13 protein-coding genes and 1 other annotated feature are annotated in these 12,300 nt (G+C 55.2%); of the genes, 5 read left to right on the forward strand and 8 right to left on the reverse strand.

The features are described from left to right. Positions 1–58: 58 nt before the first annotated feature. The 7 genes from rplL to rpmG all read right to left on the reverse strand — a co-directional run bounded on the left by rplL (position 59) and on the right by rpmG (position 3,565). On the reverse strand, positions 59–433 hold the full coding sequence (rplL, locus tag J3353_RS01155; protein WP_005931165.1) for a 50S ribosomal protein L7/L12: 375 nt from the start codon (positions 431–433) through the stop codon (positions 59–61). A 70-nt stretch (positions 434–503) separates the two neighbouring features. Then, a complete protein-coding gene (gene rplJ / locus J3353_RS01160; RefSeq protein WP_005931168.1) occupies positions 504–1,019 on the reverse strand; it encodes a 50S ribosomal protein L10 in 516 nt (171 codons plus the stop codon). A 37-nt stretch (positions 1,020–1,056) separates the two neighbouring features. Then, positions 1,057–1,196: a sequence feature (ribosomal protein L10 leader region), on the reverse strand. Between the two features lie 95 nt (positions 1,197–1,291). Further along, a complete protein-coding gene (gene rplA, locus J3353_RS01165; protein ID WP_005931176.1) occupies positions 1,292–1,984 on the reverse strand; it encodes a 50S ribosomal protein L1 in 693 nt (230 codons plus the stop codon). A 57-nt stretch (positions 1,985–2,041) separates the two neighbouring features. Continuing rightward, positions 2,042–2,467 carry a 50S ribosomal protein L11 gene (rplK, locus tag J3353_RS01170; RefSeq protein WP_005931181.1) on the reverse strand — a complete coding sequence of 142 codons (426 nt, stop codon included), beginning with the start codon at positions 2,465–2,467 and terminating at the stop codon, positions 2,042–2,044. Between the two features lie 133 nt (positions 2,468–2,600). Next, positions 2,601–3,131, reverse strand: coding sequence for a transcription termination/antitermination protein NusG (nusG, locus tag J3353_RS01175; RefSeq protein WP_005931184.1), 531 nt, complete (start codon positions 3,129–3,131; stop codon positions 2,601–2,603). A gap of 28 nt (positions 3,132–3,159) precedes the next feature. After that, positions 3,160–3,399, reverse strand: coding sequence for a preprotein translocase subunit SecE (gene secE, locus J3353_RS01180; protein ID WP_005931188.1), 240 nt, complete (start codon positions 3,397–3,399; stop codon positions 3,160–3,162). 16 nt (positions 3,400–3,415) lie between these two features. Then, positions 3,416–3,565 (reverse strand): 50S ribosomal protein L33, encoded by a 150-nt coding sequence (gene rpmG / locus J3353_RS01185; RefSeq protein ID WP_005920501.1) that lies wholly within the window; start codon positions 3,563–3,565, stop codon positions 3,416–3,418. 306 nt (positions 3,566–3,871) lie between these two features. On the opposite strand from rpmG, the gene J3353_RS01190 reads away from it, so the two are divergent. From J3353_RS01190 to J3353_RS01210, 5 genes are all read left to right on the forward strand, one after another. After that, complete coding sequence (locus tag J3353_RS01190; protein WP_207683977.1) at positions 3,872–4,966, forward strand: D-alanine--D-alanine ligase family protein; 1,095 nt, start codon at positions 3,872–3,874, stop codon at positions 4,964–4,966. Continuing rightward, the gene (gene murI / locus J3353_RS01195; protein WP_207683918.1) at positions 4,959–5,783 is read left to right on the forward strand and encodes a glutamate racemase; all 825 of its coding nucleotides are present in this window, start codon (positions 4,959–4,961) and stop codon (positions 5,781–5,783) included. Before J3353_RS01190 ends, murI begins: the two co-directional genes overlap by 8 nt. Positions 5,784–5,802: 19 nt before the next feature. Continuing rightward, the gene (locus J3353_RS01200; protein ID WP_370569143.1) at positions 5,803–6,276 is read left to right on the forward strand and encodes a DUF1934 domain-containing protein; all 474 of its coding nucleotides are present in this window, start codon (positions 5,803–5,805) and stop codon (positions 6,274–6,276) included. A 162-nt stretch (positions 6,277–6,438) separates the two neighbouring features. Next, positions 6,439–8,253 (forward strand): arginine--tRNA ligase, encoded by a 1,815-nt coding sequence (gene argS, locus J3353_RS01205; RefSeq protein WP_117476006.1) that lies wholly within the window; start codon positions 6,439–6,441, stop codon positions 8,251–8,253. A gap of 403 nt (positions 8,254–8,656) precedes the next feature. Then, positions 8,657–11,356, forward strand: a complete 2,700-nt coding sequence (locus tag J3353_RS01210; protein WP_207683919.1) for a leucine-rich repeat domain-containing protein — start codon at positions 8,657–8,659, stop codon at positions 11,354–11,356. A gap of 147 nt (positions 11,357–11,503) precedes the next feature. On the opposite strand, the gene J3353_RS01215 is transcribed toward J3353_RS01210, so the two are convergent. After that, positions 11,504–12,187, reverse strand: coding sequence for a metallophosphoesterase (locus tag J3353_RS01215; RefSeq protein WP_207683920.1), 684 nt, complete (start codon positions 12,185–12,187; stop codon positions 11,504–11,506). Positions 12,188–12,300: the final 113 nt, after the last annotated feature.

The raw sequence follows: 12,300 nt of genomic DNA on the forward strand, positions 1-12,300 counted from the left end.
AGAGTGCCTTTTGTTTCAAGAATAAGAATTCAAGAAAGAACGTTCAGAAGGGATCAAATTACTTGATCTCGACCTTAGCGCCAGCCTCTTCCAGCTTCTTCTTGATGTCCTCAGCCTCAGCCTTGGAAGCCTTCTCCTTGACAGCCTTGGGAGCGCCGTCAACGATAGCCTTTGCTTCCTTCAGGCCCAGACCGGTGATCTCCTTGACCAGCTTGATGACCTGCATCTTGGTAGCGCCAGCCTCAGCCAGGATAACGTCGAACTCGGTCTTCTCTTCCTCAGCGGCAGCAGCAGCGCCAGCAGCAGCGGGAGCAGCAGCAGCAACAGCAGAAACGCCGAACTCCTCGCAGTAAGCGTCGATCAGCTCTTTCAGCTCCAGAACGGTCAGGCCCTTAACGGACTCGATGATGGCAGTAATCTTCTCAGAAGCCATGGTAATAACCCTCCAATATCAATGGTTTTTGTTTGTTTCAGTTTTGTGTTAAGCAGCGGTCACGCAGCCATCAGGCAGCGGGCTCCTCCTGCTTGTCGGCGTAGGCCTGCATAGCAACAGCCAGACCGGACAGAGTGCTGGTAAGAGCACCTGCGAACATGGACAGCATACCCTCGCGGTTGGGCAGCTTTGCGATGGCGTTGGTCTCGGCAGCGTCCATGACCTTGCCTTCCATGAAGCCAGCCTTCACGACGAACTTCTTGGACTTATCGCCATCCTGGTACTTGCACAGGATGCGGGCAGCGGACATGGGGTCTTCTTCGTGAGCAAAGGCAACAGCAGTGTCACCCTTGAAGTTCTCAGCCAGGCCCTCCAGGGAGGTACCCTTGACAGCCAGACGCAGCATGGTGTTCTTCACGACCATGTAATCAACGCCTGCCTCACGCAGCTCCTTGCGGAGCTTGGTGTCGTTCTCGACGTTGATACCGCCGTAAGCGACGACGCAGCCGGAAACCGCACTCTCAAACTTTGCCTTCAGATCAGCGACATAAGCCTGCTTTTCAGAAAGAATCTTTGCACTGGGCATTCGGTTTCACCTCATTTCAAAAACTTGTATCGAAAGCCGGAGCAACGAAAAAGCCTCTTTCCCGCACTGTGTCGAGAAAGAGGCATAAAACAACTTTACGCGCGTTTCTCGGCAGGCGGTTTGTACCTTACGCTGGACTCCAGCACCTGCTGTCTCAAAAACAGCATCATTATTTTACCGCAAACGCGCGGTGTTGTCAAGCGCTTTTTTGAATTTTTAAAGATTTTTTCTGTCATCCGTCAGGATGACAGAAAAAACATCAAAGCTTCAAATTAGACACCGTACTTCAGGGTGTTCAGACGGATGCCAGGGCCCATGGTGGTGGCGATGGTAGCGCTCTTGAAGTAGGTACCCTTTGCAGCAGCGGGCTTTGCCTTTGCAATAGCGCTCATCACGGTATCCAGGTTGGTGTACAGCTTCTCAGCGCCAAAGGATGCCTTGCCCACAGGAACGTGGATGATGTTCTGCTTGTCCAGACGGTACTCGATCTTACCAGCCTTAGCCTCGGTAACAGCCTTGCCCAGGTCGGGAGCAACGGTACCGGCCTTGGGGTTGGGCATCAGGCCGCGGGGGCCCAGAACCTTACCAAGACGGCCAACGCGGCCCATCATGTCGGGGGTGGTGACAACAACGTCGAAGTCCATGAAACCGCCGGCGATGCGTGCGATCAGCTCGTCATCACCCACGATGTCAGCGCCGGCTGCCTCAGCAGCAGCGGCAGCAGCGCCCTTAGCAATGGCGCAGACGCGGACGGTCTTGCCGGTGCCGTTGGGCAGAACAACAGCGCCGCGGACCTGCTGGTCAGCGTGGCGGCCGTCAACGCCCAGGCGGACGTGCAGCTCAACGGTCTCGTCGAACTTGGCGGAAGCGGTCTTGCAAGCCAGCTCCAGAGCCTCGTTCATATCATACAGCTTAGAAAAATCGACCTGCTTAGCAGCATCGACATAGTGCTTGCCATGTTTCATTGTATATCCTCCTATGTGGTCATGCGGGCAGTGTTATGCCCTCCCACTGTTTGTGTCTCAGCCCTCGACGGTAACGCCCATGGAGCGGCAGGTGCCACGGACCATGCTGCATGCAGCTTCCAGAGAAGCGGCGTTCAGGTCGGGCATCTTGGTCTTGGCGATCTCTTCCACCTGAGCGGCGGTCAGAGTAGCAACCTTTTCCTTGTTGGGCTTGCCGGAAGCGGTGTTGATGCCAGCAGCCTTCTTGATCAGAACGGCAGCCGGAGGAGTCTTGGTAATGAAGCTGAAGGAGCGGTCAGCGTAAACGGTGATGACGACGGGGATAACATAACCCATCTGGTTCTTGGTACGCTCGTTGAACTCCTTGGTGAAGGCCATGATGTTAACGCCCTTCTGACCCAGAGCAGGGCCAACAGGGGGAGCCGGAGTCGCCTTGCCGGCCTCGATCTGCAGCTTAATGTAGCCAGTAACTTTCTGTGCCATAGTAAATGCACCTCCAAAAATCTGTGGTGAGTTGCGGCGTGGTCTCCCCACGCCTCCCACGAGCGCGTACACGATGCACACGCTCTATAAGAACCGCACTGCGGTCTTACCTTGGTAAACGGATGCCGGTTGGTTACGGCAGCTCGACCTGCGCGATATCCACTTCTGCGGGTGTCTCGCGGCCAAACATGTTGACCTTGAGCTTGACTTTGAAGCTCTCGGTATCAATGCCCTCCACAAGGCCCATAAAGCCTTCCAGCGGGCCGGCGGTGATCTGCACGGTATCGCCGACATTGAAATCGACGGTCAGCGGAGCCGCCTTTTCAACGCCCATCTTCTCCACTTCCTCAGCAGAGAGGGGAACGGGCTTGGATGCGGGACCGACGAAACCGGTGCAGCCGCGCGTGTTGCGCACCACATACCAGGTATCGTCGTTCATGACCATCTTGACCAGAACGTAGCCGGGGAACAGCTTATGCTCCACCATACGCTCCTTGCCGTCCTTGATCTCAGGCACCATCTCGGTAGGAACCTTGATATCACAGATCAGGTCCTGCAGATGGCGGTTTTCCACCATGGTCTGTAGGTCGTTCGCAACCTTATTCTCGTAACCGGAATAGGTGTGGACTACATACCAAAGGGCCTCATTGGTCTGTTCTTCCATTTTGGTTAAGCCTCCGTTTCAAGATGAATCATGCGCCGATGATCAGGCCCAGGATGCCGCCGAAAATGGCATCCAGCGCAATCATCACGACGGCTGCGATCGCCACGGTCACGAGCACGACGATGGTGTTGGTCTTAACGTCCGCCTTAGACGGCCACACGACCTTCTTCAGTTCGCTCTTCGTGTCGCGGAAGAACTTGGCGATGTTTGCGCCAAAGCCCTTCATTCTGGCTACAAAGCCCGGCTTTTTCTCGGTTTTGTCTGCCATGATGCGTCCGCCTTTCTTACTTCGTCTCGCGGTGAACCGTGTGCTTCTTGCAGAAACGGCAGTACTTCTTCATCTCAAGACGATCGGGGTTGTTCTTCTTGTTCTTCGTGGTGTTGTAGTTGCGCTGCTTGCACTCGGTGCAGGCCAGAGTGATTTTAACGGTCATTTGTTGACACCTCCATTATAACGGTTGTTTTGAACCTCCCTCGGCTTGCGGTGCACGCCCTAAAAACAGGGCGCACTTAATAACCCCGCAAAAGAGGTGATATCATTGTATCACGCGTTTTGCCATTCGTCAAGCGGATTTTTTGCGTTTTTGAGACTTTTTTGAATTTTTTCTCTCCTGCCTGTTTTGGCCTACGCCTTGAATCCGCCGCATAGATATAGTATAATAAAGTGTCTATAACTGCTTATAGAAAATCCGGCCCCGGGCAAAGCGCCCCTTCCGGCCATAAGATCAGGAGAGATCATGATGCAATCTGAAGATAAACTCTGTGTCGTCGTGCTGTTTGGCGGCATGTCCAGCGAGCACGAGGTCAGCCGCGTGTCCGCCGGTACCTTTGTGGATAACCTGGACCGCGCCCGCTACGAGGTGCTGACCGTGGGCATCACCCGGGAGGGCCGCTGGCTGTGCACCGAGGCCACCAGCGCCCAGATGGCCGACGGCAGCTGGGAAGAGCTGCCCGGCAACATGCCCTGCGTCATCAGCCCCGACCGCGCCGACCACGGCATGATCCTGTTCACCTCGTCCGGTCAGGTGGAAAAGCTGCACGTGGATGTGGTCATCCCCGCGCTCCACGGCCTGTGGGGCGAGGACGGCACCGTGCAGGGCCTGCTGGAGCTGGCCGGCATCCCCTATGTGGGCTGCGGCGTGCTGGCAAGCGCTGTCTGCATGGACAAGGCCGTGGCCAACGCCCTGTTTGATGCCGCCGGCATCCCCCACACCAAGTGGCTGAGCGCCTGCCGCTGGGAGATCGAGAGCGACCTGGACGGCGTGTGTGACGGTGCCATTGCCAAGCTGGGCTGGCCCATCTTCGTCAAGCCTGCCAACGCCGGTTCCAGCGTGGGCATCACCAAGGCCCACGACCGGGATGAGCTCAAGCAGGCCATTGCACTGGCCCTTGAAAACGACCACAAGGTGGTGTTCGAGGCCTTTGTGGACGGCCACGAGGTCGAGTGCGCCGTCATCGGCTCTGACCCTGCCGTGGCCACCCGCCCGGGTGAGATCCTGGCCGGTGCCGAGTTTTACACCTACGACGACAAGTACAAGAACGGGGTCAGCCAGGTGGTCATCCCAGCCAGACTCAGCGAGGAAAAGCTGGACGAGGTCAAGACCTACGCCGCCATGGCCTACACCGCCCTGAACTGCGAGGGCCTGGCCCGCTGCGACTTCTTTGTAGAGCACGGCACCAACCGGGTGATGATCAACGAGATCAATACCTTCCCCGGCTTCACCCCCATCAGCATGTACCCCAAGCTCATGGAGCACGAGGGCACTCCCGTGCCCGCCCTGATCGATCACCTGATCGAACTTGCGCTGGAAAGGACGGAAAAGCAGCATGGATAACCGCCCCATCGGCGTATTTGACAGCGGCCTGGGCGGCCTGACCGGCGTGCGGGAGCTGCGCAGGCGGCTGCCCCACGAAAACATCGTCTACTTTGGCGACACCGGCCGGGTGCCCTACGGCAGCCGCAGCCCGGAGACCATCCTGCAATATGCCCGGCAGGACATCGCGTTCCTGCTCTCCAAGGATGTCAAGTGCATCATGGCGGCCTGCGGCACGGTGTCCAGCACCTACCCCGCCGCTGAGGCCGAAAAGCTCCCGGTGCCTTATCTGGGCGTGGTGGATGCCGCCGCCCGGGAGGCTGCCTTTTCCACCCGGAACCGGCGCATCGGTGTCATCGGCACTGCAGCCACCATCCGCTCCCGTAGCTATGAGACGCTCCTGCGCAGGCTGGTACCCGGTGTGGAGATCACCGCCCGTCCCTGCCCGCTCTTTGTGCCGCTGGTGGAAGCGGGCTATGTGGATCACAGTGCCCCGGACAAGCAGGAGATCACCAAGCTGGTCATTGCCCAGTACCTGACGGAGATCCGGGATGCCGGGGTGGACACCCTGATCCTGGGCTGTACCCACTATCCCCTGATCAAGACCATGATCGGTGAGTTCATGGGCCGGAACGTGGTGCTGGTGGACCCGGCCAAAACTGCCGCCCACCATCTGGAACGCATCCTGAGCGAGCGGGGGCTCAAGGCCGACCACCCCGCCGGGCAGGCCCATTTCTATGTCAGTGACGCGCCGGACGGGTTCGTGCAGACAGCCGACCTGTTCCTGGGCGAGTACAAGGGCGGCGAGGTGGAGCAGATCGCCATTGACAAATATTAAAGTGAAGGAACACAAAACTGTGAGCACTGCACACAACGAAGATTACCGCATCCTGATCCGGAGCGTCTCGGAGCAGTTCGAGCACACGGAGCCCCTCCCCGCCGAGGAGACAGACAAGATCGAGCTGATGACCTATGGCAGCTTCCTGAAAAAAGCCGGTTCCTATTATATTAGCTATAAGGAGACGGAGACTATCGGCTTTGCGGGCTGCACCACCACCATCAAGATCGCCGAGGACGGCAGCCGGGTGGCCCTGCTCCGCTTTGGCAAGATCAACACTCAGCTGGTCATCCAGCGGGATTACCGGAACATCTGCTACTACGAGACCGAGGTCGGCCCCATTACGCTGGGCGTAACCGGCGACGGCATCGCGTGCGACCTCTCGGAGCCTGCGGGCGGCACGGCAAAGTTCAGCTATCTGCTGGATGCCGATGACCCCACGGCGCTCATCAATCGGACAACGCTTGAGATCCAGGTCGAGCACATCAACTGAACATCCTCACCCTCTCCGTCATCGCTTGCGCGATGCCACCTCCCCCAAAGTGGGAGGTCTTGACAGAAATTATAGAGTTTGTGGTTTTGTCAAAAGCTCGCCCTTTGGGAGAGCTGGACGCGAAGCGGCCTGAGAGGGTGAGCCCGTGAAAGGATAAAAATTATGACAGACTTTGAAAAGACCTATCAGAACTACAACCCCCGGGCAGCGGCACTGGCTGAGGCCCGCGCTCTGCTGACTGAGGCTGCCAAGGCCGCCATGGCCGACGGCACTCTGGCCGAGGCCGAGCTGCCCGCTTTTATCGTGGAGATCCCTGCCGACACCAAGAACGGTGACATCGCTTCCAATCTGGCCATGGCCGGTGCCCGCACCTGGCGCAAGGCCCCCAAGATGATTGCCGATGCCCTTCTGGCCCACCTGCCTTCCATCGAGCACAGCGTGTTTGCCAAGGTGGAAGTGGCCGGCCCCGGCTTCATCAACCTGTTCCTCGCGCCCTCCTTCTGGGCCAGCGTGGTGCTGGGTGCCTGCTCCAACAAGGAGTACGGCCGCACCGACCACGGCAAGGGTGCCAAGTACAATGTGGAGTTCGTTTCTGCCAACCCCACCGGCCCCATGCACATGGGCAACGCCCGCGGCGGCGCTCTGGGCGACTGCCTGGCCGCTGTGCTGGACTGGTCCGGCTATGATGTGACCCGCGAGTTCTACATCAACGATGCAGGCAACCAGATCCAGAAATTCGGCAAGAGCCTGGCCGTCCGCTATCTGCAGCAGTTCTGCGGCGAGGAAGCCTATCCCCTGCCCGCTGAGTGCTATCAGGGCGGCGACATCAAGGTGCTGGCCGGTGAGTTTGCCGAGATCAACGGCGACAAGTACGTTGCAGCCTGCTCTGGGCTGGACGAAGAGGCCCTCTTTGCCAGCGAAGCCTTTGAGACCCTGAAGAACGCCCTGGTGGATTACGCCCTGCCCAAGAACATTGCGGCCCTCAAGCGCGACCTGGGCAAGTACCGCATCGATTACGATGTCTGGTTCCACGAGAGCACCCTGCACGAATCCGGCGCTGTCCTGGATGTTGTGAACAAGCTGCTGGAGCTGGGAGCCTGCTACAAGGCCGAGGATGGTGCCATCATGTACCGCAGCGCCCAGTACGCCGCCAAGTACGGCACCGTCAACAAGAAAAAGACCGAGGACGGCACCGAGGAGGAAGCCAAGGACGAAGTCCTCGTCCGCGCAAACGGCATCCCCACCTACTTTGCCGCCGACATTGCCTACCACTACAACAAGCTGGCCACCCGCGGCTTTGCCAAGGCCATTGATGTCTGGGGTGCCGACCACCACGGCCACGTTGCCCGCATGAAGGGTGCCATGGATGCCATCGGCCTGAACGGCAACGATCTGGATGTTGTGCTGATGCAGATGGTCAACCTGATGCGTGACGGTCAGCCTGTCCGGATGTCCAAGCGCACCGGCAACGCCATCACCCTGACCGACCTGCTGGAGGAAGTGCCCATCGACAGCGCACGCTTCCTGTTCAACATGCACGACGCAGGCAGCGGCATCGACTTTGACCTGGACCAGGCCGTCAAGACCGACAACGACAACCCCGTGTACTATGTCCAGTACGCACACGCCCGCATCTGCTCCATCCTCAAGAAGATGGAGAGCGAGGGCGTGGCCTTTGCCGGTGCCGAGCAGGTAGATGCCACCCTGCTGACCGACCCCAGCGAGATGGACCTGATCCGGATGCTGGCCGCCTTCCCGCAGGAGATCGTTATGGCTGCCGAGAAGTACGACCCCAGCCGCATCAACCGCTTTGTCATTGATCTGGCAAGCGCCTTCCACCGCTTCTACGGCAACTGCCGCATCCAGGGTGCAGACCCCGCCGTGCAGCAGGCCCGCCTGGCCCTGTGCATCGGTGTGAAGAACGTTATCTTCAATGTGCTGACCATGTTCAAGATCAACGTCCCCGAAAAAATGTAAAAGAGAATGAGAAGGGGCTGTTGCAAAACAGTGCCAATGAAAAGATGAGATAGACTTCCCCGAAAGGGGTGCCTATCTCATTTTTTTATTGTATGCTGAGCCTTCAATGAACCTGCTGCAACAGGCTCCAGGAAAGCTCTGCACGTACCAATCACTCCCCCAATGCCCGTGAATCCCTGATTGGGAAGTGCGCAAAAGCCCATATATATCACAGGACTCGGTTCTTTTTGTATCTTCCGTATAAAAAAATTCTCAGTTTTTGTGTTCTCTCACAAAGCATGTCCCATTATATTGACTTTATATTTTCATCTACTGTAAAATATTTTGTATAAAGCGTCATATTCATTCGCATTATGACGCACATCGGACAAGTCTTTTACGAAATGCAAAGGAGGATTTTTTTATGAAAAAGCGTCTACTCAGCTTATTTCTGACATTCAGTATGCTGCTGACCTTTTTCCCTGTGGGCACTGTCACTGTTTTTGCAAGCGATTCCCCTATGGCATATACAGATGGTTCTTATCAGTTTATCCTCAATGCTGACAATACTGCAACAATAACAAAGTATACGGGCAATGAACATAGGATCACGATCCCTGCTCAGGTAACACATGGTGCTTACATATATCCTGTATCAAAAATCGGAGACCAGGTGTTCTGCAATTACAAGTACGTCCTGACAAGTGTCCAGATCCCCGACACTGTAACAGAAATTGGCAGCAATGCTTTTTATAATTGCACCTCACTGAAAAGCGTTACTATTCATGACAATAAACCATCCTGCGTGAAAAAGATTGGCCGCCAGGCCTTTATGTTTTGCAGCGAATTGACAGATATTCCCATTCTTGATTCTGTAACAGAGATCGGTTCAGAATCTTTTCATCACTGCGAAAAATTAGATACTGTCACCATTCCAGAGGGTGTAACATCCGTTGCAGACGGCATGTTCCGTTATTGTTACAGCTTGCACACCGTTACTCTTCCAGACAGCGTAACTGCCATTGAAGAGCGGGCTTTTACCGGAACTGCATTGACTCAAATTCATATTCCTGCCAATGTGGCACAGATCGGAACCGATGCATTTTCTGAATGTTTCGCTCTCTCAGCAATCACATCAGACAGCGAAAGCTATCCGGCAATAGACAATGTGTTGTACGAAAAATCAGCAAATGGCGATTACGCCTTAATTCGTTATCCTTCTCAAAGGGAAGATCCTGCTTTCAAAATACCCAATGGTGTGGCACGAATTGAAACTCATGCTTTTGACTCTTGTGCGTATCTGGCATCTGTGAAGATGCCAGACTCCGTGGTCTCTATTGGAACCGGTGCCTTTATGAATTGTCCAGCTCTGCAAGACATTGAATTTTCAAGCAGGATAACGGAACTTCCGGAATCAGTTTTTGCAGGTTGTATCAGTTTAAAGAGCATCGATATCCCGGAGGGTATAACACAGATCCTCGATGATGCTTTTGCTGGCTGCGAGCAGCTCGAACGGATCGCGATTCCCAGCAGTGTAACCAAAATTCCCGAGTCAGCATTTTCCAATTGCACAGCATTGAATAACATAGAGTATTCAGGCTCTCGTTCTCAATGGAACGCTATTTTCACGGATTCTGGCCTACAAAATGTCCATGTAGCACCTGGTTCTATTGATGTTACGGTAACCAGCGACATCCGTACCGTTACCGCCAAAGTTGATAGCAGCAGCGTTCCCATCAACGATGGCAAATTCATTGTCACAATCGGTAAAACAGTGGAATTGACCGTCAGCGATCCTCAGTACAGAGATCGTTATACCTGGGCAGGGGGCAGCGGCACTGTGAGTGCAGACAATACCACCTATACTTTTGTTGCAGGTCAGGATGATACAGCCGTAACTCTGACCACTGTCGAACACACAAATTATGACACCGGTGATTTCACCATCAGCGGTCTAGCGGACTATTCCTATGGGGACAATATCGATATCAGGATCGAGCCCAAGGATACACGCATCACAGATTACATTGTAAGATATGTCAGGAACGCAGGCACCTCAAACGAAGAAGAATTCAATGAGCTTCCAAAAGATGCCGGAACATACACCCTGCGAATCATTCAGGGTGATACCGTCCGAATCGACATTCCGGAAAAGATCACGATCCACCCCGTCACCATCACCAATGATACTTTCCAGAACGAACTCACTGTCACCCTGCCAGAGGACGCTGTGGAAGAGGAAGGCAATGATCATACGGCCACAGTGACTGTCCGGGCGGACAGCAGGCTGAATGCTCTTTTACAATCTGACGAGATCAAACTTGAGCTTGTCTATCTCAACGATATGGGAGAAGAAGTCGTTGCCCCCACAAAAGCAGGCAGGTATACCGTAAAGGTAAAGATCCACTCCAATAGTCCCAATCTGATCTCTGCCATCGTGGACGGAGGCACGTTTGAAATTCATCAAAAAGCTGCTTCCATTGTTCCCACTGCAGAGCTTTATCCCCTGACCATTAAGAATGCTGCCGTTCTCATTGAGCATGATGGCGAAGAGATCCATGCTGAGAGAAACGAGATTGGTGATCTGGTTGCAAAGGTGCCTGAAAACGCCAGTGTAACTGTCACCTACATCAGCCACAGCGATGCCATTGCGTTCGATCAATGGTTGGTCAGCGGTTTGGACGATTCGATTGATGTCAAACAAAATCCATTGCGCTTTCAAATGCCCGCAGGTGAAAAGGGTGTAACAATGGAAGCCATGACAAAAGACGCTTCCATCGAAGATGGTGGTTCTGGCATTCTGGGCACCGTTATGTTCATTGGTGCTGCCGCCGTATTGACATGGCAGGGCTGCCGAATCGGTACGGAGCTTTATCTGAAGCGTATTCTCCCCGATGGCGCAGCGATCCCCGCCAATGCCACCGAACTTGCCGAACTGGTGTGGGATGATGCCGGCAAGCCTGTTCCCGCTGCTGCGTTGGACACGGATGCCACTGACGCACAGAAGGCTCTCACCTGGGCTTCTGAGAACCAGCTGCTTCCCTCCAATAAAACTGCAGATGCTCCTGTAAGTTACTGGGAAGTGATCCAGATCTGGCGCAAGGCGCAGACACTCAAGAACTAACCCCTGGCAGGCAGAAAGCCCCCTGACGATTACACTGTCAAGGGGGCTTCCTGCTGTTTATTGGTGAACCCAATAGAGTGTTCACGATCTTCTTCGTCTTTTTATGATGTACACCACCGGCCTGAAAGTCATGGGCACCTTTTCTTTTTACCGCTTCGCGTGGCGCTCGCCCATGGGGATGACATCACAAAAGACGCACCGGCTCTTGGTGGAAAGGGCCACATCCTTGTGGTAGCAGCCAAAGAACCACTTTTCGTAGGTCAGCTTCAGCAGGACCTTATCAAGAAACAGGTGCAGGCGGTTGGATTCGCCCACCGCGAGGGAAGTAAAATCAAGGAATCTGCTTGGAGCATCGTGGGTCAGCACATAATCTACCTGCCAGCCGTTTGCTTCGAGATTGGCCTCACAGGCGGCGTATTCCTCATCGCTGGGCATCTCCTGCGGCCACCAGTTGTATCCGGCCTCCCTCTCTTCCTTATCGGGGCTCTCAGTGCCGCCGAAACAGAGATATTTCTTTTCCTCCAGCTCCAGCACGCTGCCACGGCAGACATGGTACACATTGCCGCCCAAAGCCTGGACCCTGCCGCCAAACCGCTCCTCGACGGGGTACTGGGCCAGCAGATCGTAATTCTCGTGGGCACCATCAAGGAAAAGCAGGGTATAGGGGCGCTTGCGCAGCCAGTCGAGCTTTTTCTGTTCCTCCTTGCTGCCATCCCACACAAAGCCGAAATCGCCCAGCACCACCACAATGTCCCGTTTGCCCAGCCAGCGGAGCCTGCCGTGCTTGAAGCGGTCAAGCTCGCCGTGGGTGTCGCCTGTCAGATATACCATAGTCCCCTCCTGCCGCTTTGTGAAACCGTGGCAAAACCCTTGTCTCTGCGCGGCAAACCTGTTATTATTAAAGGAGCGAATCTTTGTTCGCCATTCTTTGTCATTTCCGGGCG

Origin of the sequence: Faecalibacterium sp. Marseille-Q4137 (assembly GCF_017377535.1) — a bacterium.
Taxonomy (GTDB): domain Bacteria; phylum Bacillota; class Clostridia; order Oscillospirales; family Ruminococcaceae; genus Faecalibacterium; species Faecalibacterium duncaniae.